The organism is Aeromonas salmonicida subsp. salmonicida (assembly GCF_001643305.1).
In the GTDB taxonomy this organism is placed as follows: Bacteria; Pseudomonadota; Gammaproteobacteria; order Enterobacterales; family Aeromonadaceae; genus Aeromonas; species Aeromonas salmonicida.
The window spans coordinates 38,451-60,631 of record NZ_LSGW01000069.1 but is presented as its reverse complement, the minus strand read 5'-3'; the positions used below and the strand labels follow the sequence as shown (position 1 = coordinate 60,631).

Below are 22,181 nucleotides of genomic sequence, written 5' to 3'. Positions count from 1 at the left end.
GGCCGCGCCAATACTGGGTTGCAAGGGCTGTTCAAAAAATACCGGAAGAAAAATGTTTCTATAAAAATCAGATAGTTAGATGCAACAGAACAAAACGCTGCTGGCATGGACAAGGAGAAAAATGGGGGATGTCACCGCAGTGAGCGGCTTGTGCATTAAAATCGGCAGAGGAAAGCACTAAAGTGGATAACTTGCACCGAGATGGTGAGGAATTGGCTCCCCCGACTGGACTTGAACCAGTGACATACGGATTAACAGTCCGCCGTTCTACCGACTGAACTACGGGGGAACATCAGGCAAGGAGGGGCATCATACAGAGGTCGCTTTTTGAGGTCAATAGCCGCTTGGGCAGGAGAGTGGATACCCAGGCTACCCCAACTCGGAGTACACTTCTTCCTTGCCGTTTTTTGCCGGGAGTCGTCATGAGCAAGTTATTTCAGTTGGCCAGCCAGTTTCAACCCGCAGGGGATCAGCCAGAGGCGATCGCCCGTCTGCTTGATGGCATCGAATCCGGCCTGGCCCATCAGACCCTGCTCGGGGTGACAGGTTCGGGCAAAACCTTCACCATGGCCAACGTGATCGCGACCCTGAACCGCCCCACCATGATCATGGCCCCCAACAAGACGCTGGCTGCCCAGCTCTATGGCGAGATGAAAGAGTTTTTCCCCGAGAATGCGGTGGAGTATTTCGTCTCCTACTACGACTACTACCAGCCCGAGGCCTATGTACCGACCACGGACACCTTCATCGAGAAAGATGCCTCCATCAATGATCACATCGAACAGATGCGGTTGTCGGCTACCAAGGCGCTACTGGAGCGGCGTGACGTCATCATAGTCGCGTCCGTGTCGGCCATCTATGGTCTGGGGGACCCCCAGGCTTACCTCAGCATGATGCTGCACCTCAAAGTCGGGGACGTGATCAACCAGCGGGATATACTGCGTCGTCTCGCCGAGCTGCAATACACCCGCAATGACATGGCATTCCAGCGCGGTACCTTTCGGGTGAGGGGAGAGGTGATCGACATCTACCCCGCCGAGTCGGACAAGCTGGCGTTGCGCGTGGAGCTGTTTGATGAAGAGGTGGAGCGGCTCTCCCAGTTCGATCCCCTGACCGGTGCCATCGAGCAGACGGTAGTGCGCTACACCATCTATCCCAAGACCCACTACGCTACCCCGCGCGAAACCATTCTGGGTGCCATCGAGCATATAAAGGAGGAGTTGAAAAGCCGCCGGGAACAGCTGCTGTCTCTCAACAAGCTGGTGGAGGAGCAGCGCATCAGCCAACGCACCCAGTTCGACATGGAGATGATGCAGGAGCTGGGCTATTGCTCCGGTATCGAGAACTACAGCCGCTACCTCTCCGGTCGTGCACCGGGGGAGCCGCCGCCCACCCTGTTTGACTACCTGCCAGGGGATGGCCTGCTCATCATCGACGAATCCCACGTGACGGTGCCGCAGATCGGCGCCATGTTCAAAGGGGACAGATCCCGCAAGGAGACGCTGGTGGAGTACGGCTTTCGTCTGCCCTCGGCACTCGACAACCGGCCCCTCAAGTTTGATGAGTTCGAGGCCCTGATGCCGCAGACGGTGTTTGTCTCGGCTACCCCTGGCCCCTACGAGCTGGGCAAATCCGGCGATGACGTGGTGCAGCAGGTGGTTCGCCCGACCGGTTTGCTTGATCCCGAGATAGAAGTGCGCCCGGTGACCACCCAGGTGGACGATCTGCTCTCCGAGATCCGGCTGCGGGTCGCGGTGGAGGAGCGGGTGCTGGTGACGACCCTCACCAAGCGGATGTCGGAGGATTTGACCGAATATCTGGCGGATCATGACGTTAGAGTGCGCTACCTGCACTCGGATATCGACACCGTAGAGCGGGTGGAGATCATTCGCGATCTGCGCCTCGGCAAGTTTGACGTGCTGGTCGGCATCAACCTGCTGCGAGAGGGGCTCGACATGCCGGAGGTCTCTCTGGTGGCCATCCTGGATGCGGATAAAGAGGGCTTCCTGCGCTCCACCCGCTCCCTCATTCAGACCATTGGCCGTGCCGCCCGCAACCTCAACGGCAAGGTGATCCTGTACGGGGATTCCATTACCAACTCCATGAGGGTGGCCATCGAGGAGACGGAGCGTCGTCGCACCCTGCAGCATGCTCACAACCTCGAACACGGTATCACCCCCAAAGGGCTCAACAAGTCGGTGGGGGATGTGATGGACATGGGGGGCAGCCGCAGTGCAGGCAAGACGGGCAGGGGAGGTCGCAAGGCTGCCGAGCCACAAGGGGAGTACCATGTTCGCTCCGCTGGCGAGATCGCCAAAGAGATCAAACGGATGGAAGAGCAGATGTTCCAGCATGCGCGGGATCTGGAGTTCGAGCAGGCAGCGGCGCTGCGAGACCAGATCCAGCAGTTGCGCCACGAGTTGATCGAGAGTTGAACAATAAGCCGAACGGCAAACGCTGGCTCATCTGGCGGCGCATGCGCCGTCTCTATCAGGGCTTTCGCCATCCTGCCACTCCCTGGTGGGCCAAGGGGCTGGTGATCCTCATACTGCTCTATGGCCTCAGCCCGGTGGATCTCATCCCCGATGTGGTCCCCCTGCTTGGCTGGTGCGATGACCTGACCCTGCTGCTGCTTTTGTTGTGGGGATGGGAGAAGTGCCTGCCCGAATATGTCAGGCTGACACTGGATAAACGAGACTGAATCAGTTTCCCCCTTAATCAGGGGTGAACAGGCGTTGGTTATTTATGATTTTTTGGATAAAAAGGGAATCGATTGAGTTTCGCCTTTCGTTGATTAAAAAGAGCTCAATGGGAAGATTGTGACCCTGAATGCATTGGCGTAGACTCCACGCCGTTCACTTCATGAGTATGAAAAAATGGATCTGATCCTGTTTGCGATTGACTTTATTCTGCACGTTGACGTGCATTTGAGAGAACTTTTTGAAAACTATGGCGTCTGGGTTTATGCCATCCTGTTCCTGATCATCTTCTGCGAGACAGGGCTTGTGGTCACTCCCTTCCTGCCGGGTGACTCACTGCTGTTTGCTGCCGGTGCCCTCACAGTGGGCAGTGTGCTGGATGTTCATACCCTAGCGGCCCTGCTGATCATCGCTGCCGTGCTTGGCAACGTGGTCAACTACACCATTGGTCACTTCTTCGGCGAGCAGCTGTTCCGCAACCCTGAATCCAAAATCTTCCGTAGGGATTATTTGGACAAGACTCACGCCTTTTACGACCGCCATGGTGGCAAGACCATTATCATCACCCGTTTCCTGCCAATCGTGCGCACCTTTGCTCCCTTCGTTGCAGGCATGGGTGCCATGACCTATCCGCGCTTCCTGGTATTCAACCTGGTGGGGGGGCTGCTGTGGGTTATTTCCTTCGTGTATGCCGGCCACTTCTTTGGCAATTTGCCCGTGGTGCGTCAAAACTTTACGCTGCTCATTTTCGGCATCATCTTTATTTCACTGTTGCCCATGGTCATCGGCATGGCAAGGGCCAGGATGCACGCCAGCAAGGCCGCATCCTGATCGGTGCGTCGCTGACGAGCAGGTCATGAAAATGGGAGCCACTGGCTCCCATATACACTGGCTCAGCCGCATTGGTTCCCCTTGAGCAGGTTGCTGATAGCCAGGATCACAAACGCCAGAGGCAGGCGGAAAAGATGGTATTCAGCCCCATGAAGAAGGGAGCCAATGGCTCCCTTTTTTATGCTTGTTACTCTGCATTAGCTGCAGCACCGTCCCTTGACCAGATTGCCGATGGTCACGACCACAAACACCAGCAGGTAGGCGGCGAAGATGGCGACAAGCCACTGAGGCATGGAGAAGCTCAGGAATTGCCAGCTGATCTCGCTGCAATCTCCATCCGGGAAGAATAGCCAGGGCAGCCACTGATCGAGAGGAGCCCAGCTGGGGAAGTCGGCAAAAGGGCTGCATACGTTGAATGGGGAAGGATTCATCTGATAATCCACGTGCTTCAGTGCCAGTTGAAGGCCACGGAAGGCACTGTAGCCCCAGAGCAAGAGGGCACTCCAGCGGAGATACCACTTCTCTGGCGCTACCATGCCGAGCAATCCTGCCGAGAGTACCCCCAGGATGGCGAGGCGCTCGTACACGCACATGACACATGGGTGCAGACCCAGCACATATTGGAAGAAGAGGGCACTCAACTCAAGGAACAAAGCGGACGCGGCAAGCAGACCCCATGCCAGTCGATGGGCGGCAATACGACGCAGGAACTCAATCATCTGGTTGATCTCACAGAAAAAACAGTGGCTGAATTAGAGCAGAGCAGGGGATAAAAAGAAAGGTGCTGTCCCAATCCCGCATTGTGAGACGAATCCATTGTTTGTTGCAAGACCCATCCTGGGGTAGGCAATTGCTTTGAAGACCGTGTCTAACCGTCAAGTTGAGCGAATACCAGATCCAACATGTGAACAAGTAGCACCGTCAGTTGAAAGCACGGATGGAGTGATGCCATGTAGTGGCACCCATGGCCTGAGAAATTGTCTGGATTGGCGCAGGATGCTGGAACGTTACTGAAAGAGGGGGAATATAAGGCATTGTTTGTATGCGGTGCCCCATACAACAGATAATTGGGAATAGCTAAAAGAAAGGGCCCCTGCGGGGCCCTTGGTCTTTAGTGCAGAGCAGGCAATACAGCGGGGGCACCGCTGTGAGGCAGAAGCCACCCGGCCTGATAAAACCACTCGGTGGCAGGACCGAGCAGCAGCTCTACCGAGAAGAAACCGACCAGACCCAGCACCAGGGTGTAAGGCAGCGCCATCCACACCATGCGACCATAGGAGAGCCGCAACAGGGGGGCCAGCGCCGAGGTCAGCATAAACAGGAAAGCCGCCTGGCCATTAGGGGTGGCGACCGAGGGCAGGTTGGTGCCGGTATTGATGGCGACCGCCAACAGATCGAACTGTTCGCGATTGATGGCATTGTTGAGCAGTGCTGTTTTCACCTCGTTGATGTAGACAGTGCCGACGAAGACGTTGTCACTGACCATGGAGAGCAGGCCGTTTGCCAGATAGAAGAGGGCGAGTTGATCATCCGGTTCTGCGGCCAGTACCCACTGGATCACGGGCCGGAACAACTGTTGATCGATGATCACGGCGACCACACTGAAGAAGACGGCAAGCAGGGCAGTGAAGGGCAGAGCTTCCTGAAAGGCCTTGCCCAGAGAGTGTTCGTCGTTGATGCCGGTCAACGAGGTAGCCAGCACTATGACCGACAGCCCGATCAACCCCACGGCCGCAAGGTGCATGGCGAGACCCAAGATCAACCAGATGGCTATCACTGCCTGCACGATCAGCTTGGCTTTGTCCTGCGGGGAGCGCCCGGCTTCCTCGTAACGGTTGTAATCTTCCATTATGTGACGCACGGCATCCGGCAACTTTGCGCCATAGCCAAACCAGCGGCACTTTTCCACCAGAATACAGGTGAGCAAGCCACAGATGAAAACGGGGATGGTCACTGGTGCCATGCGAATGGCAAACTCGCCGAAGCTCCAACCAGCCTGCTCACCAATGATCAGGTTTTGTGGCTCACCCACCAGAGTGCAGACACCCCCCAGCGCCGTTCCGATGGCGGCATGCATCATCAAGCTGCGCAGGAAGGCGCGAAAATCGTCCAGGTGTTGGCGACTGAGTTCGTGAACAGAGTGATCGTCGGTGTGATCATGTTGATGGCCAAATTCCTTGCCGGAGGAGACCTTGTGGTAGATGGCATAGAAACCGGTCGCCACACTGATCACTACCGCGATCACGGTCAGGGCGTCGAGGAAAGCTGACAGAAAGGCAGACACCAGGCAGAATGCCAGAGATAGCAGGGTCTTGGAGTGGATCCGGATCAGCAGTTTGGTAAACACATAGAGCAGCAACTGCTTCATGAAGTAAATACCTGCCACCATAAACACCAGCAGCAGCAGCACTTCAATGTTGGCTACCAGTTCATGTTTGACTTGTTCTGCGGAAGTCATGCCAATGAGCACTGCTTCAATGGCCAGCAGGCCACCGGGTTGCAACGGATAGCATTTGAGCGCCATGGCCAGGGTGAAGATGAACTCGACGACCAGCAGCCAACCGGCAGCAAAGGGATCGAGATAAAAGGCGATCGGATTGATCACCAGAAATAACAGAATTGCGCTCTTGTACCACTTTGGCGCATTACCCAAAAAGTTCTTGGCAAATGCGTTCCCTAAGCTGATTGGCATAATAATGGGTCTCTGTTTTGTTGTTGATTTCTGCGTCTATGCAGTCGAGGCTAGCTCGACCCGAACATCCGGATGCTGTCCCATATCAGATTGATTCTTCATGATTTTAATCAAAAAGAGCTTTAACTATAAATAACATAGTGCCCCTTGCCCAAGATAATGTCGGTTTTATCTACAGGCAGTGGGGTTGGTTGGCACCCACCACGATATTTAATACATTTATTTAACATCAAGTTCTGCTTATGTGAGCAGAGGACTGACCTTCTGCTTGCCAGCCTTTCCTGCTTTGCTATTATTCGTGGGCCTTTTTACGCACTACAACAGAGTCACTACATGGTCATAAAAGCGCAGAGCCCTGCAGGGTTTGCCGAGGAATACATCATCGAGTCCATCTGGAACAATCGCTTTCCTCCAGGATCCATACTGCCGGCCGAGCGTGAGCTGTCCGAGCTTATCGGGGTGACTCGTACTACCTTGCGCGAAGTGCTTCAGCGTCTGGCCCGTGATGGCTGGCTCACCATCCAGCATGGCAAGCCGACCAAGGTAAACAATTTCTGGGAGACCTCGGGTCTCAACATCCTGGAAACCCTGGCCCGTCTGGATCAGGACAAGGTACCGGATCTGGTGGCCCAGCTGCTGTCGGCCCGCACCAATATCTGCACCATCTTCATCCGTGGTGCTATCCGCAATAATCCTGATCAAGCCGCAGAGATACTGCGCGGTGCCAATGCGGTAGATAGCACCCCGGAAGCGTATGCGGAGTTTGATTATCGCCTGCATCACCAGCTCTCCTTTGCCTCCGGCAATCCCATCTATGCCCTCATCCTCAATGGTTTCAAGGGATTGTATAGCCGGGTCGGGCGTTACTACTTCTCTGACAAGCAAGCTCGTGAAACGGCGGATGCCTACTACAAGACCTTGCTGGGGCTGGCCGAGACCAAGAATCATGAAGCCGTGTTCATGACAGTACGTCAGTACGGTATCGAGTCTGGCAAGCAGTGGACCCGTCTGCGTCAGGATATGCCGAGCAATCTGTGTGACAACTGATTGTTGATGCATAAAAAAACGCGCCAGATGGCGCGTTTTTTTATGGTGGAAAGTGGCCTCAGAGCGGTTTTTTATCAGGACAGCGACCGATAATGTCGGCAGGCAAGTCGCCGTTATCCTGCTCCAGTACCACATCAAATCCCCACAGCTGGTGCAGATGCTTGAGCACCTCGTGGCGTGAATCACCAAGAGGGATCCGGTTGTGCGGCACATAGCGCAGGGTCAATGAGCGATCTCCCTTCACCGCTACGTTATAGACCTGAATATTGGGCTCCAGGTTGCTCAAGTTGTATTGAGCTGACAGGGTATTGCGTACAAGCCGATAACCCTCCTCATTGTGAATGGCAGATACCTTGAGATAGTTCTTCAAGTCATCATCGTCGATGGCAAACAGCTTCATTTCCCGCATCACCTTGGGACTCAGGAACTGACTGATGAAGCTCTCGTCCTTGAAGTTCTGCATGGCAAAATGCAGGGTATCGACCCAGTTGGTGCCGGCATAATCGGGGAACCAGTATCTGTCCTCCTCGGTCGGGTTTTCGCAGATGCGGCGCAGATCAGTGAACATGGCAAAGCCAAGGGCGTAGGGGTTGATCCCCGAGTAGTAGCGGCTGTTGTAGGGGGGCTGGTATACCACGTTGGTGTGGCTGTGCAGCACCTCTATCATGAAGCGATCGCTGATCTTGCCCTCGTCATACAGGTGGTTAAGGATGGTGTAGTGCCAGAAGGTGGCCCAGCCTTCATTCATCACCTGAGTCTGTTTCTGCGGGTAGAAGTACTGGCTGATCTTGCGCACTATACGCACTATCTCGCGCTGCCAGGGTTCGAGCAGAGGGGCATTCTTCTCGATGAAGTAGAGAATGTTCTCCTGGGGCTCGGCCGGGTAGCGTCTGTCTTCAACACCGGAGGCTTTGTGCTGCTTGGGCAGGGTGCGCCACAGCTCGTTCACCTGAGTCTGCAGATAATCTTCCCGTGCCTTCTGGCGGCGCTTCTCCTCTGCCAGCGAGATCTTCTGGGGCCGCTTGTAACGGTCCACTCCGAAGTTCATCAGGGCATGACAAGAGTCGATCAACTTTTCCACCGCATCGATGCCGTGTTTCTCTTCGCACTCTGTGATGTAGTTCTTGGCAAACAGCAGATAGTCGATGATGGAGGAGGCATCGGTCCAGGTTTTGAACAGATAGTTGTTTTTGAAAAAAGAGTTGTGACCATAACAGGCGTGCGCCATTACCAGCGCCTGCATCGGCATCGTGTTCTCTTCCATCAGGTAAGCGATGCAGGGGTCCGAGTTGATGACGATCTCATAGGCCAGTCCCATCTGGCCGCGTTTGTAGTTGCGCTCGGTGTGGATGAAGCGTTTGCCAAATGACCAGTGTTGATAGCCGATGGGCATACCGACACTGGAGTAGGCATCCATCATCTGCTCGGCGGTGATCACCTCGATCTGATTGGGGTAGGTATCCAGTCGATAAAACCTGGCGACCCGGGCTATCTCCTGATGATAAGTCTCCAGCAGATCGAAGTTCCAATCCGGGCCATCGTCCAGTGGCGGTATTTTTCTTGCGGTTTCTACCATATGACCTCCCTCACGCCGCTTGCTTCTTGAACAGCTCCCGGAATACCGGATAAATATCCTCGACCTTGCGAATGTGCTCCATCGCGAAGTGGGGGAACTGGCTGGCCACCGACTCGTACTCGTGCCACAGGGTTTGGTGGGCGCGGGTGGTGATCTCTATATAGGAGTAGTACCGTACCCGCGGCATGATATCCCGGGTCAGGGTCTCCCGGCATTGCGGCGAATCATCAGCCCAGTTGTCACCATCGGACGCTTGCGCCGCATAGATGTTCCACTGGTTGGCCGGGTAACGCTCGTTGATGATGTCGTTCATCATCTTGAGTGCGCTGGAGACTATGGTGCCGCCCGTCTCCTGGGAATAGAAGAACTCGTGTTCGTCCACTTCCTTGGCCTGGGTGTGATGGCGAATGTAGACGACTTCCACGTTCTTGTAGGTCCGGCTCAGGAACAGGTAGAGCAGGATATAGAAGCGCTTTGCCATCTCCTTGGTGGCCTGATCCATGGAACCCGACACGTCCATCAGGCAGAACATCACAGCCTGGCTGGAAGGCACGGGCAGTTTGACAAAGTTGTTGAACTTGAGATCGAAGGTGTCGATGAAGGGCACAGCTGAGATCCGCCGTTTCAGCTCTCGGATCTCCTTCTCAAGCAGGGCAATTTCGGCGAAATGCTCGTTGGGATCGGTTGCCAGCAGGGCCATCCTCTCTTCCAATTCATGCAACTGGCGTTTCTTGCCGGCTTGCAGCGCCATGCGCCGCGCCAGCGAATTTTGCAGAGAACGCACCACGTTGATATTGGCTGGCACCCCGTTGGAGGTGTAACCCGCCCGGTAGGTCTTCATCTCCATTAACTGGTTGAGCTGGGTTTTCTGCAAGCGAGGCAGCTCCAGATCTTCAAACAGCAGATCCAGATACTCATCTTTGGAAATCTGGAACACGAAGTCATCTTCGCCTTCCCCCTGATTGGATGCCTGACCTTCGCCCGCACCCTGACCACCGCCCCCTCCTTTGGGGCGGTCAATCTTGTCACCGGAGACGAACTGGTCATTGCCGGGATGCACCATTTCCCGCTTACCGCCTTGCCCCTGATGGAAATGGGGTTCGCCTATATCCTTGGTCGGTATGCTGATGCTCTCGCCCTTGTCCACGTCCTGAATGCTGCGCTTGGAGACAGCATCCGAGACCGCTTGTTTTATTTGCTTCTTGTAGCGGCGGATGAAGCGCTGCCGATTGACAGCGCTTTTGTTTTTGCCGTTGAGCCTGCGGTCGATAAAATGCGCCATAACTCCCCCTTGAACCACGGCAGGGTCAGGATGACTTGCGTACCCTGAGATACCATTCGGAGAGCAGTCGCACCTGTTTCCGGGTGTAGCCTTTCTCCATCATCCGTTCGACAAAGTTATCGTGCTTCTTCTGCTCCTCAGCCGAGGTTTTGCTGTTGAAGGAGATAACCGGCAGCAGCTCTTCCGTGTTGGAGAACATCTTCTTCTCGATCACGGTGCGCAGCTTCTCGTAACTGGTCCAGTTGGGGTTACGGCCTGCATTGTTGGCCCGGGCTCGCAGCACGAAGTTGACGATTTGGTTGCGGAAATCTTTCGGGTTGCTGATCCCGGCGGGTTTTTCAATCTTCTCCAGCTCGCTGTTGAGCGATGCACGGTCAAACAGCTGGCCGGTCTCGGGGTCTCGGTACTCCTGATCCTGGATCCAGAAGTCTGCATAGGTGACGTAGCGATCGAAGATGTTCTGGCCGTACTCCGAATAGGATTCGAGGTAGGCGGTCTGGATCTCCTTGCCGATGAACTCCACATAGCGCGGAGTCAGATAACCCTTGATGAACTCAAGGTAGCGATCGTGCAGCTCCTGCGGGAACTGTTCGCGCTCTATCTGCTGCTCCAGCACATAGAAGAGGTGTACCGGGTTGGCCGCCACTTCCGCGTGGTCGAAGTTGAAAACGCGAGAGAGGATCTTGAACGCAAAGCGGGTGGAGAGACCATTCATGCCCTCATCCACACCGGCGTAGTCACGGTACTCCTGATAGCTCTTGGCCTTGGGATCCGTATCTTTCAGGCTCTCGCCATCATAGACCCGCATCTTGGAGTAGAGGCTTGAGTTTTCCGGCTCTTTCAGTCGGGAGAGGACGGAGAACTGGCCCAACAGTTCCAAGGTGCCAGGTGCGCACTTGGCGTCAGTCAACTCGCTGTTGATCAGCAGTTTTTCGTATATCTTCACCTCTTCCGAGACGCGCAGGCAGTAAGGCACCTTGACGATGTAAACCCGGTCGAGGAAGGCTTCGTTGTTCTTGTTGTTACGGAACTGCTGCCACTCTGATTCGTTGGAGTGAGCCAGCAATATACCGTCGAAGGGCAGGGCGGAGAGCCCTTCGGTGCCGTTGTAGTTCCCTTCCTGGGTCGCGGTCAGCAGAGGATGCAGCACCTTGATGGGGGCTTTGAACATCTCCACGAACTCCATGATCCCCTGGTTCGCCTTGCACAGCGCACCTGAGTAGGAGTAAGCATCTGCATCATCCTGGGCATAATGCTCCAGCATGCGGATGTCGACCTTGCCGACCAGAGAGGAGATATCCTGGTTGTTGTCATCACCCGGTTCTGTCTTGGCGATGGCAATCTGATCGAGGATGGATGGGTTGACCTTCTCTACCTTGAACTTGGAGATGTCGCCACCGAACTCGTGCAGTCGCTTGGCTACCCAGGGTGACATGATGGGTCGCAGATAGCGGCGTGGAATGCCGTACTCTTTTTCCAGCAGCTCGCCATCCTCTTCGATGTCGAACAGACAGAAGGGGTGGTCATTGACCGGTGAGCCCTTGATGCGATAGACCGGCACTTTTTGCATCAAGGATTTGAGCTTCTCAGCCAGAGAGGATTTGCCGCCGCCAACCGGTCCCAGCAGATAGAGGATCTGCTTCTTCTCTTCCAGCCCCTGGGCAGAGTGCTTGAGGTAGGAGACGATCTGCTCGATGGCCTCTTCCATGCCGTAGAAATCTTTGAAGGCGGGATAGCGTGCAACGACGCGGTTGGAAAAAAGGCGACTGAGTCTGGGATTGACCGAGGTATCGATCATTTCCGGCTCGCCGATGGCGACCAGCAAGCGTTCGGCAGCGGAGGCGTAGCAGGCTTTGTCCTGCTTACACATATCCAGAAACTCCTGGATACTGTACTCCTCTTCCCTGGCTTTCTCGTATCGCTGTTGATAATGCTCGAAGATGCCCATAACTTTGCCCTCGTTATAGTCGCTTACCCTGAAAAGAGTGGATCACTACTTTTGTTCTGTTTACCTCATTAATCCTAGTCAACAGCCCCCAGTAATCCATCACCATCTATTGGTTTAAATTTGCAAGGGTACTTCCCGATCCTGATGCGGGAAGGCGCAATCAGTGACACACCTATGTTACTGACTGTTAAATTATTTTTGCCACGATAGTGAGGTAAATGTCAAAGAGATAAAAAATAAATGTTTGCCAGAAAATGGAAAGGACAACGCATTGTTCGGGTCAGTTGGCTGTAACACAGACGGGGCAAGGGAAGGAGGAAAAGCGAATGGAAATGGTTGTTACGTTTACGTCAGCGGAATGGTGCTTGTTTGGTGTTTAAGCTCTAATTTTCACATTGACGTTACATTTTTGCTGCTCTAGATTGGCCCTGTGTCGGCAGCCATCGCTTTAGCAAGAGAGTGATGGCTACTGATACAAAGCTCTGTTTAAGCACGTTTCCGTTGGCTTGACCCTCGCATATGCGAGGGTCTTATTTTTTCAGCGGGTTGTTGATGTGCACTGGCATGATCAGTTGTTATGGGTGGGGTAGAACCGTGATACCGCTGCCAGCACTTCGGCGAATGGATGCGCCGCCAGCTGGCCAAATCCAGCCAGGCTTTTTGCCTTGACCCGGGTGGTCAATGGCGTGGCGATACCGCACAGAAAACGGGTCAGAATGCGAGGATGGCGGGTGTGGCACAAGGCTATCAGAGGATCGCACCAGGCACGCAACCCGTTTTCGTTGGGCAGGGTGAGGGTTGGCAATGGCGGCAGTACGGCAACCTCGCCACGGCAGACGGAGCAGTGCCCGCATTTGCTGGGTGCCTGCTCGTTGGCAAAATATCGGGCCAGTTCCTGACTCAGGCAGTGGCTTGATGTAAAAAAGGCCAGCAAGGCCTGTAGCCGGGCCAGTTCACTCAGCTCCTTCTTCTCGAACAGGGCATAGAGCTCGTCTGCCAGTGCATTGATATCAACATCTTGACGCAGCACCCGATAAACATCGGTCATCTGCTTGCTTTCCAGCTCTATCCAGCCCTGTTGTTGCAGATAATCCAGGGCTGCTGCCGCACGGTGCCGTTCCCCCTGATAACCCTGCCAGAGGGCATCGAAGTCCATGGTGCACCAGCTGCGCGCCTGCGATGCACAGGCAAACAGCTGCTCCAGAAACTGGCGTCGGTCGGGATTGAAACGGGTCAGGATCTCGGCCTTGTCCAGCACGAACTTGAAGCGATATTCGGCGAAGTAGCTGTAGGCTGGCATTATGATGCCCGCCATTTCCAGATAGACCAGCAGAGTCTTGAGCGGCAACTGGCGGATGTTGGTGTCGTTGGAGAGACGCAGCAGACCAAACTCCCACTCGCTGCCACTTTGCGACAGGATCTCGAGCAGCGCCACTATGGCGGCGCGATCGGGCGTATCCCCGTACACGAAATTCTCCAGCACGGGGAGCTGGGCGCGATTGGCCAGCACTATGCAGCGGGAAGGGAGCCCATCCCGCCCGGCACGGCCAATTTCCTGACTGTAGTTCTCGATGGATTTAGGTAGATCGTAGTGAATGACCCGGCGAATATCCGCCTTGTCGATCCCCATGCCAAAGGCGATGGTGGCGACAATGCAGTCCACCTTGCCAGCCATGAAGTCATGCTGGATCTGGCTACGCAGGGCCGAGTCGAGCCCGGCATGATAGGCACGCGCCCTGATCCCCGCCCGTTGCAGCAGGTCGGCACAATGCTGCGCGGTGTGCTGCAAGGTGACATAGACGATGGTGGGGGCAGTGGGCTCTCGTCGTACTTCTGCTTGCAGCCAGTTATCACGCGCCTCGGCAGGCTGCGGCACGACCGCCAGATCCAGGTTGGCGCGATAAAAACCCGTGACGATCAGTCCCTCATCCTCGATGTCGAATTTGGCCTGCATGTCGGCCATGACAGCCGGGGTGGCAGTCGCGGTCAGCAGCAATACCTGAGGGATCTTCAGCTCACGGCGATAAGCCGGCAGCTTGAGGTAGTCGGGTCGAAAGTTGTGGCCCCACTCCGAGATGCAGTGCGCTTCATCCACCACCAGCATCGACAGCGGTACCTGCTGGATGAAGCGACGGAAACGCTCGTTCTTGAGCCGCTCCACCGAGATCATCAGGATCTTGAGCTGACCGTCACTGGCCTGCTGCATCACGCGACGACTCTCCTCCGGTGTCTGGCTCGAATCCAGGGTAGCCGCGGGAATCCCTTTGCTGTGGAGAAAAGCGAGCTGGTCGTGCATCAGCGCTATCAGGGGGGAGATCACCAGGGTCAGGTGGGGCAGGGCGAGTGCTGGCAGCTGATAGCAGAGGGATTTGCCGGAGCCGGTGGGGAAGATGGCAGCCGCACTCTGGCCTGCCAGCAACCGGCTGATCACCGTTTCCTGACCGGGCCTTAACTGGTCGAAACCGAAGTGACGGGTCAACAGGGATGAGATCATGGCAGGGACTCCAGCGCAAAACCACCATAATACCACCGCTCGGGAGTGCCTGAACGGCCCTTCAGAGGAAAACAGCGCCCATTTGGGCGCTGTTGATATTGTGTTATCGCATTGTTGTAGTTTTTTTGTGAGGTAAACCGGATATTTTTCAGTGATTATGTGGAAAAAAGCGATTGCAGATGGGATATTCCTTGTCCGTAACCCCGTGTGTCTCCGGACTGGCTCAATAGAAGGCTTGCCGGGGCAGACGACGCCAGCCTGTGACATGGGTGTCGCCTGGTGTAGTGGTTGCCAACAGGACTAATGATTCACGCACTTCGGTGCTCAGGGACTATTTGATGACACAACAACACCCCCTCATGAGACTGGTCAACAGCACCAGTCTGGTAAGCCAGATCCTGGTCGGTCTGGTATTCGGTATCCTCCTTGCCATGTTCATGCCGGAATGGGCCAAAGCGGCGGGTCTGCTTGGCAGCCTGTTCGTCGGTGCCTTGAAGGCGGTTGCTCCACTGCTGGTCTTTGTACTGGTAATGGCAGCGATCATCGGCCACAAGCAGGGCCAGAAGAGCAACATGAAGCCGATCCTGCTGCTCTACCTGCTGGGCACTTTCCTGGCTGCTGCGGTTGCCGTCGTGGCCAGCTTCCTGTTCCCCTCCAACCTGCATCTGGTGGCAAGCAGCGCCGAGATCACCCCGCCGGGCGGCATCACAGAGGTGCTGCAGACCCTGCTGTTCAACGTGGTGACCAACCCGGTCAAGGCGCTGATGGATGCGAACTATATCGGTATCCTGGCCTGGGCCATCGGTCTTGGCATCGCCATGCGCCACGCCAATGACAGTACCAAGGCGATGATCACCGATCTCTCCCACGGCGTCTCCACCATCGTCAAGGCGGTGATCCGCTGCGCGCCGCTCGGTATCCTGGGGCTGGTGGCGTCCACCCTGGCCGAGACCGGCTTCGATGCGCTGTTTGGCTATGCTCATCTACTGGTGGTGCTGATCGGCTGTATGCTGTTTATCGCTTTCGTGGTCAATCCGATCATCGTGTTCTGGAAGATCAGACGCAACCCTTATCCACTGGTGCTGACCTGCCTGAAAGAGAGCGGCGTGACCGCCTTCTTCACCCGCAGCTCCGCCGCCAACATTCCGGTCAACATGACCCTGTGTGAAAAACTGCGCCTGCCGGAAGACACCTATGCGGTCTCCATCCCGCTGGGTGCCACCATCAACATGGCCGGCGCCGCCATCACCATTACCGTGCTCTCCATGGCGGCGGTACACACCTTGGGGATGGAAGTGGATCTGGCTACCGCCGTGCTGCTCTCCGTGGTGGCCACCATCAGTGCCTGCGGCGCTTCCGGTGTGGCTGGTGGCTCCCTGCTGCTGATCCCGCTGGCGTGCAGCCTGTTTGGCATCGGCAACGACATCGCCATGCAGGTAGTCGCCGTGGGCTTCATCATAGGTGTGTTGCAAGATTCTGCCGAGACAGCTCTCAACAGCTCCACAGATGTGCTGTTCACCGCTGCCGCCTGTATGGCCGAAGATGAAACCCTGCTGGATGCCGCGTCGCTGCCAAGCCGCGAAGCTTGATAGCCAGCTTCATCAAACCATTGAAAGCGCCCTCTTGTGAGGGCGTTTTTTTATGTGCGTTATCGATGGCCGAGTGCATCAGGATGTGAGATCCCTTCAATTGGAGGGATGCGTGTGGGCTGAAGATCATGGCGTAAATAGGGGCCAGTTTGCCAACAGACATACCCGCCGGATGGACTAGCTGTCAGCCGCTTATCTATGTTCGGCCAGCATACGACCACCGGGAGCCTGTCATGAAAGGAACAAGGCGTGGGGCTGTGGTGTTCAAGGGAGATGCACGCTGCGAGCCGGCCTGTCAATTCGGTAAGCTGGGCCGAGCCATGCTTCTCTAAGGCGTCCTGACTGAGCTAGGTTCGTATCGTCAAAGGCTGGACCTGGTGCGCTCGTGGATGACGGCATTGTCGCGCCATTGCCACTGAAGAGTGCAGTTTAGCATTACAGGAATGGGTTATTTGTGCATAAAAAATGCCCGCCATCACTGGCGGGCATTTGCTTTGCCGTTATGGTCTGGTGATTAGCCAAACAGCTGGTAAAGGATGGCGGAGATGGCAATGGTACCCATCAGAGCAACAAACGCGTTGCTGATGTGTCCCTGGTATTTTGCCATGGCTGGTACGCGTTTGATGGCGTACATCGGCATGATGAAGAGGATGGTGGCGATGATGGGGCCACCAAGAGATTCAATCATGCCCAGGATGGAGGGGTTGGCGATGGCCGTGCCCCACAGGGTGAGGATGAAGAAGGCGATGATGAAGATCTCAACCTTCTTGTGGTTCGGCTCTTTGCCGGATTTGCGCATGTTCTGGACGATCATCCCTTTCAGACCTTCACGGGCACCCAGGTAGTGACCAAAGAAGGAGGATACGATGGCGACGAATGCAACCAGCGGACCGAAGTAAGAGATGATGGGGCTTGCATGCTGGTTTGCCAGATAAGAGAGCACGGCAATATTCTGTGACTTGGCTTCAGTCAGTTGTTCCGGGGTCAGGCTCATGACACAGGAGAAGACGAAGAACATCACGAAGCCCAGCAGTATGGTGGCAGTGCGCTTGAGAATGGCATCGGACTTCTCGACTGCATGGTCGCCATGATCACGACGCTGGGCCAGAGAGAAGCTGGAGATGGCCGGGCTGTGGTTGAAGGAGAACACCAGTACCGGGATGGTCAGCCACAAGGTAGTGGCGAAATCCTTGGCAGACGGCACCTGGGACAGGGCGGCGCCAGTCCAGTCGGGGATCAGGTAGAAGGAGATACCTACCAGGATGGCGATGAGCGGGTAGACCAGAAACTCGGTGACCTTCAGCATCAGCTTCTCGCCCGCCAGCATCACCGACATCATGCCCATGATCAGCACGATGGAGAGGAGCCAGCGCGGTGGCGCAACCATCTGCAACTGGTTGACCATGAAGCTTTCGACCGTGTTGGTGATACCGACACCGTAGATCAGCACTATGGGGTAGATGGCAAAGAAGTAGAGCAGGGTGATTAATTTACCGGCGCCCACCCCGAAATGCTCTTCCACCACTTGTGTGATATCGGCATTGGGTTGCTTGGACGAAAGTACAAAACGGGCGAGGCCACGGTGGGCCAGATAAGTCATGGGGCCGACCAGCAGCGCCATGACCACCAGTGGCCAGAAGCCACCCATGCCAGCGTTGATGGGCAGGAACAGGATACCCGCGCCGACGGCAGTGCCGAACAGGCTGATAACCCAGGTAGTGTCTTGTTTGCTCCAACCGCGAGATTGGATTGAGCTCGTTCCTTGCTCCTGTGAGGCTGCAACTTCCTGTGCGCCTATGACTGTATTAGACATGTGTCTCACCCCGAATGTGTGTTTTTTGTTGAGTCGGCGCAAGGATACGGTTTTTCTAATCAAAAATGTTAATCAAATTCACCTTTGTGAGGGATAAACCCTCACTCTTTTATGGAAATGTGATCGAAAGAATAAAAAATCAATTTTTTTTATAAACCTATACGTTAGTTTATTGTTAGCGCGCAAATATTGCACTGGAATATGTTTGCAAAATGTTACGTGGCAAGTTGGCGAGATAGCTGGCGGATCATGCTGGCAGTCGCCCCCCAGATGAAGTGATCCTGCCAAGGTATCCAGTAGATGGTGTGTAGCTGATCGGCCCTTGGAATGGTCATGGCTATGTGGTGGCGTGGGTCCAGCAGATGATGGAGTGGTACTTCAAAGGCCTGAGCCACTTCATCCTGGCTCAAGGTGAGTTGATAATCGGCGGCAACCAGCCCCAGCACGGGTAGCACATCGTATTGGGAAATGGTGTTGAGCGGGGCCAGGGTCCCGATGATCTCGACCTGAGCCGGTATGATACCCAGCTCCTCCCAGGTTTCCCGCAATGCCGTATGGATCCGGTTGTGATCGTCCGGATCCTGTCGCCCGCCAGGAAAGCTAATCTGTCCCGCGTGATGACGCAGGTGTGCGCTGCGGCGGGTCAGCAGCAGTTGCAAGCCGTCGGCCCGCTCCACCAGCGGCAGCAAGACGGCGGCAGGTTTGAGCCCTGTCACCGTCAGTCGATGGGCGGGGGCAGGGCGTTGCAGTAAAAAGCGGGTCAGCAGTTCGGCGCGGTCCATCTTGTTTATTCTCTCGAATCGTCTCTCAATCCTGCGCTGGGGTCTCTTTCATGGTCACTCCGTTATCCATTCTGTCAACTTCTCAACTTCTCAACTTCTCAACTTCTCAACTTCTCAGCTTATCGGCTTTTCAGCGTCTCCAGCAACGGCAGTATGCGGGCCACCTTGTCATAGGTTTCCTGATATTCACTGTCCACATCGGAGTCGGCAATGATTCCCCCCCCGGCCCAGCAGTGTAGTTGGCGGTCTGCCGCAATCAGAGTGCGAATGCAGATGCTGGTGTCCATCCGGCCATGCTGGCTCAGATAGCCGATACTGCCACAGTAAGCGTTGCGGCGCTGGGGCTCCAGCTCCTCAATGATCTCCATGGCCCTGATCTTGGGGGCGCCGGTGATGGAACCGCCCGGGAAACAGGCGCGCAGCAGATCCACCGCCTGCCAGCGGTTATCCAGCTCGCCGTGGATGGTGGACACCAGATGATGCACCGCCGGGAACGACTCCACGGCAAACAGGCTGGGCACGCTGACGGAGCTAGGACGGCTCACCCTGCCGATATCGTTGCGCAGCAGATCCACGATCATCAGATTCTCTGATCTGTCCTTGTCGGCGCCAGCCAGCTCGAGGGCGCTGGCCTGATCTTGCTGCGGATCGGCAAGTCGGGGGCGGGTACCCTTGATGGGCTTGGTTTCGATATGGCGATCATCAAGCAGCAGAAACCGCTCGGGGGAGAGGCTTAGAATGGCGCTCTGCGGCAGGCGAACAAAGGCCGAAAACGGAGCCCGGTTGGCGCGGGACAACACCTGATAAGCCTGCCACTCATCGCCGCAATAGGCGGCGCTGAAGCGCTGGGTCAGGTTGATTTGATAACAGTCCCCGGCACTCAGGTAAGCCTGTACTCGCGCAAATTTCTCGCCGTACTCGGCGCGGCTCATGTTGCTGCGCCACTCGCTCTGCAGGGCAAATGGCGGTGTTGGCATCTCGTGCTGTGCGGCCAGCCACTGCAGCCGGCGATGGAGGCCTGCTTCATCACCCCAATGCACCAGCTGCCAGGTGCCGCTTGCTACGTTGCGCAGCAGGGCCCAGTCATAGATGCCGACTGCCATGTCCGGCACGGACACATCCTGCGCGGCCAGTGTCGGCAATCGCTCGAAGCGACGGCCAAGATCATAGCCAAACAGCCCGAGGGCGCCGCCAATAAAAGGCAATTCGTCACAGTGCGGTGCTTTCTCGCCCAGCAGATCACGTTGCCATTGTGCCAGCAGGGTCAGGGGATCCGTGTCAAACGACAGACACTGTTCGCCCCGGGTTATCCAGGTCAGTGGCCCCTCTGTCTGCAGGGTTGCCAGCGGGTCGGCGCTGATGATGTCAAAGCGGTTGTCCGCTCCCTGCGGGCCGGCCGATTCGAGCAACATGGCCCAGGGCTGATGATGCAGACGGGCAAACAACGCATGCAGCGCTGTCTGGTGATCAAAGTGGTGGATATGAAGAGTTGGTTTCATTTTTTGTTACACAGGCAACAGTTTGCACCCTGCTCCCTAGCCGGTATGGGGGGGCAAGCGTATCATAGGCATCGGAATTTTTAGAACAAACACGCCGTTGTCTATCGGGCCGACAGGCATACCGCCTGACATTATGACACCGAAGCACGGCTCATATGGAAGCCCTTGCTCTGCCACCACGACGGAGACAAGGACCAGTGAGGATGATATGAGCATCATTAAAAAACAGGATTTTATCGATTCCGTCGCCGACGCCCTGCAGTACATCTCCTACTATCACCCCCTTGATTTCGTCCATGCTGCCAAGGCTGCCTATGACCGTGAGGTCAACCCGGCCGCCAAGGATGCCCTGGCCCAGATCCTGATCAACTCCCGCATGTCAGCCGAAGGGCATCGTCCCCTGTGCCAAGATACCGGTATCGTTACCTGCTTCGTCAAGATAGGCATGCAGGTGCAGTGGGACAGCGATATGACGGTGCAGGAGATGGTGGATGAGGGGACGCGCCGCGCCTACACCAATCCGGACAACCCGCTGCGCGCCTCCGTGCTGGCCGACCCGGCTGGCAGCCGCAAGAACACCAAGGATAACGCCCCTGCTGTCGTGCATATCGACATGATCCCGGGCAACAAGGTGGAAGTGAGCATAGCGGCCAAGGGCGGCGGCTCCGAGAACAAATCCAAGATGGTGATGCTCAACCCATCCGACGATGTCGTCGAGTGGGTACTGAAAACAGTGCCGACCATGGGCGCCGGCTGGTGCCCGCCCGGTATGCTGGGCATCGGCATTGGTGGCACCGCCGAGAAGGCGGCCGTGCTGGCCAAGGAAGCCTTGATGGAGCACATCGACATTCAGGAGCTGATCGCCCGTGGTCCCAAGACCACCGAAGAGAAGCTGCGGGTCGAACTCTATGACAAGGTTAACAAGCTCGGGATCGGTGCTCAGGGTCTGGGCGGCCTCACCACAGTGCTGGACGTGAAGGTCAAGAGTGCCCCGACCCATGCCGCTTCCAAGCCGGTGGTGATGATCCCCAACTGTGCGGCCACCCGCCATGTCCACTTCGAGCTGGATGGCTCGGGGCCTGCCGAGTTGACCCCGCCGAAACTGGCCGATTGGCCGGAGATCACCCGCGAAGCCGGGGCCAATGTGCGCCGTGTCAATGTTGACGGTATCACCAAGGCGGAGCTTGCAAGCTGGAAGAGCGGCGACACAGTACTCCTCTCCGGCAAGATCCTTACCGGTCGCGATGCTGCCCACAAGCGCATTGCCGACATGTTGAAAAATGGCGAGGGTCTGCCGGAAGGGGTAGATTTCACCAACCGTTTTATCTATTACGTTGGTCCGGTCGATGCGGTTCGTGACGAAGTGGTTGGCCCTGCTGGCCCCACGACTTCCACCCGAATGGACAAGTTCACCGACATGATGCTGGGGGAAACCGGCCTCATCGGCATGATCGGCAAGTCCGAGCGTGGCCCCAAAACAGTCGAGAGTATCAAGCAGCACAAAGCCGTTTATCTGATGGCCGTAGGGGGCGCAGCCTACCTGGTCGCCAAGGCGATCAAGAAGTCGCGGGTGGTGGCTTTTGCCGACTTGGGTATGGAAGCCATCTACGAGTTCGAGGTGGAGGATATGCCAGTGACGGTGGCTGTTGATTCTCAAGGCAACAATATCCACGAGACAGGCCCGGCCTACTGGTCGGCCAAGATTGCCGAGCTGGATGGCAAGCTCTCCTGATTGTCGTGTCGTCTCGTCGTGTCGAACCAGGGCCAAGGATACTCGTATCATTCCTGTGGGGTGGCACGAGCAAACGACCAGGCCGTCTGTGACATTGGGTGACCGCGTAAAAAGGCGACCTTAGGGTCGCCTTTTTTATCGTCCCGCAGGTTGGCGTTGGTACTGGCTCAGGTGCACAGACCAGACGGGTCACTTCT

The 22,181-nt window shown here is 56.0% G+C and carries 15 protein-coding genes and 1 tRNA gene; 6 read left to right on the top strand and 10 right to left on the bottom strand.

Annotation, left to right across the window (positions count from 1 at the left end; translation table 11 throughout):
- Positions 1 to 213: 213 nt before the first annotated feature.
- Positions 214 to 289 (bottom strand) — tRNA-Asn (locus tag AXW79_RS11855).
- A gap of 133 nt (positions 290 to 422) precedes the next feature.
- On the opposite strand from AXW79_RS11855, the gene uvrB reads away from it, so the two are divergent.
- The 3 genes from uvrB to AXW79_RS11840 all read left to right on the top strand — a co-directional run bounded on the left by uvrB (position 423) and on the right by AXW79_RS11840 (position 3,530).
- Positions 423 to 2,435 carry an excinuclease ABC subunit UvrB gene (gene uvrB, locus AXW79_RS11850; RefSeq protein ID WP_005310988.1) on the top strand — a complete coding sequence of 671 codons (2,013 nt, stop codon included), beginning with the start codon at positions 423 to 425 and terminating at the stop codon, positions 2,433 to 2,435.
- A gap of 41 nt (positions 2,436 to 2,476) precedes the next feature.
- The gene (locus AXW79_RS11845) at positions 2,477 to 2,701 is read left to right on the top strand and encodes a YkvA family protein (protein WP_085941618.1); all 225 of its coding nucleotides are present in this window, start codon (positions 2,477 to 2,479) and stop codon (positions 2,699 to 2,701) included.
- 175 nt (positions 2,702 to 2,876) lie between these two features.
- Positions 2,877 to 3,530 carry a DedA family protein gene (locus AXW79_RS11840; protein ID WP_005310994.1) on the top strand — a complete coding sequence of 218 codons (654 nt, stop codon included), beginning with the start codon at positions 2,877 to 2,879 and terminating at the stop codon, positions 3,528 to 3,530.
- Positions 3,531 to 3,727: 197 nt separating this feature from the next.
- On the opposite strand, the gene dsbB is transcribed toward AXW79_RS11840, so the two are convergent.
- Positions 3,728 to 4,249 (bottom strand): disulfide bond formation protein DsbB, encoded by a 522-nt coding sequence (gene dsbB, locus AXW79_RS11835; RefSeq protein ID WP_005310996.1) that lies wholly within the window; start codon positions 4,247 to 4,249, stop codon positions 3,728 to 3,730.
- A 392-nt stretch (positions 4,250 to 4,641) separates the two neighbouring features.
- Positions 4,642 to 6,222 (bottom strand): Na(+)/H(+) antiporter NhaB, encoded by a 1,581-nt coding sequence (gene nhaB, locus AXW79_RS11830; RefSeq protein WP_005310998.1) that lies wholly within the window; start codon positions 6,220 to 6,222, stop codon positions 4,642 to 4,644.
- A gap of 333 nt (positions 6,223 to 6,555) precedes the next feature.
- Between nhaB and fadR the strand changes: the two genes are divergently transcribed.
- Positions 6,556 to 7,269 carry a fatty acid metabolism transcriptional regulator FadR gene (gene fadR, locus AXW79_RS11825; protein WP_005311000.1) on the top strand — a complete coding sequence of 238 codons (714 nt, stop codon included), beginning with the start codon at positions 6,556 to 6,558 and terminating at the stop codon, positions 7,267 to 7,269.
- A 58-nt stretch (positions 7,270 to 7,327) separates the two neighbouring features.
- Here the strand turns inward: fadR and AXW79_RS11820 are convergent, their stop codons facing one another.
- The 4 genes from AXW79_RS11820 to AXW79_RS11805 form a co-directional block, all read right to left on the bottom strand.
- Positions 7,328 to 8,845, bottom strand: coding sequence for a SpoVR family protein (locus AXW79_RS11820; protein WP_005311011.1), 1,518 nt, complete (start codon positions 8,843 to 8,845; stop codon positions 7,328 to 7,330).
- A 10-nt stretch (positions 8,846 to 8,855) separates the two neighbouring features.
- Complete coding sequence (locus AXW79_RS11815; RefSeq protein WP_005311013.1) at positions 8,856 to 10,127, bottom strand: YeaH/YhbH family protein; 1,272 nt, start codon at positions 10,125 to 10,127, stop codon at positions 8,856 to 8,858.
- A gap of 25 nt (positions 10,128 to 10,152) precedes the next feature.
- A complete protein-coding gene (locus AXW79_RS11810) occupies positions 10,153 to 12,075 on the bottom strand; it encodes a PrkA family serine protein kinase (protein WP_005311015.1) in 1,923 nt (640 codons plus the stop codon).
- A 568-nt stretch (positions 12,076 to 12,643) separates the two neighbouring features.
- Positions 12,644 to 14,569, bottom strand: a complete 1,926-nt coding sequence (locus AXW79_RS11805) for a RecQ family ATP-dependent DNA helicase (protein WP_005311017.1) — start codon at positions 14,567 to 14,569, stop codon at positions 12,644 to 12,646.
- A 338-nt stretch (positions 14,570 to 14,907) separates the two neighbouring features.
- On the opposite strand from AXW79_RS11805, the gene sstT reads away from it, so the two are divergent.
- Complete coding sequence (gene sstT, locus AXW79_RS11800; protein WP_005311019.1) at positions 14,908 to 16,158, top strand: serine/threonine transporter SstT; 1,251 nt, start codon at positions 14,908 to 14,910, stop codon at positions 16,156 to 16,158.
- Positions 16,159 to 16,672: 514 nt separating this feature from the next.
- On the opposite strand, the gene AXW79_RS11795 is transcribed toward sstT, so the two are convergent.
- The 3 genes from AXW79_RS11795 to pabB form a co-directional block, all read right to left on the bottom strand.
- Positions 16,673 to 17,971 (bottom strand): serine/threonine transporter, encoded by a 1,299-nt coding sequence (locus tag AXW79_RS11795; RefSeq protein WP_005311021.1) that lies wholly within the window; start codon positions 17,969 to 17,971, stop codon positions 16,673 to 16,675.
- 215 nt (positions 17,972 to 18,186) lie between these two features.
- The gene (locus AXW79_RS11790) at positions 18,187 to 18,753 is read right to left on the bottom strand and encodes a CoA pyrophosphatase (protein WP_005311022.1); all 567 of its coding nucleotides are present in this window, start codon (positions 18,751 to 18,753) and stop codon (positions 18,187 to 18,189) included.
- Positions 18,754 to 18,872: 119 nt separating this feature from the next.
- Positions 18,873 to 20,165, bottom strand: coding sequence for an aminodeoxychorismate synthase component I (gene pabB / locus AXW79_RS11785; RefSeq protein ID WP_034281672.1), 1,293 nt, complete (start codon positions 20,163 to 20,165; stop codon positions 18,873 to 18,875).
- Positions 20,166 to 20,460: 295 nt separating this feature from the next.
- Here pabB and AXW79_RS11780 point away from each other — a divergent pair, with 295 nt between their 5' ends.
- Complete coding sequence (locus tag AXW79_RS11780) at positions 20,461 to 21,984, top strand: fumarate hydratase (RefSeq protein WP_005311025.1); 1,524 nt, start codon at positions 20,461 to 20,463, stop codon at positions 21,982 to 21,984.
- The last annotated feature ends 197 nt before the right edge of the window (positions 21,985 to 22,181 follow it).

What these genes read in the sequence shown, in the direction of transcription:
- uvrB (WP_005310988.1), top strand. Translation starts at nt 423, where the DNA reads ATGAGCAAGTTATTTCAGTTGGCCAGCCAGTTTCAACCCGCAGGGGAT.
- AXW79_RS11845 (WP_085941618.1), top strand. Translation starts at nt 2,477, where the DNA reads ATGCGCCGTCTCTATCAGGGCTTTCGCCATCCTGCCACTCCCTGGTGG.
- AXW79_RS11840 (WP_005310994.1), top strand. Translation starts at nt 2,877, where the DNA reads ATGGATCTGATCCTGTTTGCGATTGACTTTATTCTGCACGTTGACGTG.
- dsbB (WP_005310996.1), bottom strand. Translation starts at nt 4,249, where the DNA reads ATGATTGAGTTCCTGCGTCGTATTGCCGCCCATCGACTGGCATGGGGT.
- nhaB (WP_005310998.1), bottom strand. Translation starts at nt 6,222, where the DNA reads ATGCCAATCAGCTTAGGGAACGCATTTGCCAAGAACTTTTTGGGTAAT.
- fadR (WP_005311000.1), top strand. Translation starts at nt 6,556, where the DNA reads ATGGTCATAAAAGCGCAGAGCCCTGCAGGGTTTGCCGAGGAATACATC.
- AXW79_RS11820 (WP_005311011.1), bottom strand. Translation starts at nt 8,845, where the DNA reads ATGGTAGAAACCGCAAGAAAAATACCGCCACTGGACGATGGCCCGGAT.
- AXW79_RS11815 (WP_005311013.1), bottom strand. Translation starts at nt 10,127, where the DNA reads ATGGCGCATTTTATCGACCGCAGGCTCAACGGCAAAAACAAAAGCGCT.
- AXW79_RS11810 (WP_005311015.1), bottom strand. Translation starts at nt 12,075, where the DNA reads ATGGGCATCTTCGAGCATTATCAACAGCGATACGAGAAAGCCAGGGAA.
- AXW79_RS11805 (WP_005311017.1), bottom strand. Translation starts at nt 14,569, where the DNA reads ATGATCTCATCCCTGTTGACCCGTCACTTCGGTTTCGACCAGTTAAGG.
- sstT (WP_005311019.1), top strand. Translation starts at nt 14,908, where the DNA reads ATGACACAACAACACCCCCTCATGAGACTGGTCAACAGCACCAGTCTG.
- AXW79_RS11795 (WP_005311021.1), bottom strand. Translation starts at nt 17,971, where the DNA reads ATGTCTAATACAGTCATAGGCGCACAGGAAGTTGCAGCCTCACAGGAG.
- AXW79_RS11790 (WP_005311022.1), bottom strand. Translation starts at nt 18,753, where the DNA reads ATGGACCGCGCCGAACTGCTGACCCGCTTTTTACTGCAACGCCCTGCC.
- pabB (WP_034281672.1), bottom strand. Translation starts at nt 20,165, where the DNA reads ATGTTGCTCGAATCGGCCGGCCCGCAGGGAGCGGACAACCGCTTTGAC.
- AXW79_RS11780 (WP_005311025.1), top strand. Translation starts at nt 20,461, where the DNA reads ATGAGCATCATTAAAAAACAGGATTTTATCGATTCCGTCGCCGACGCC.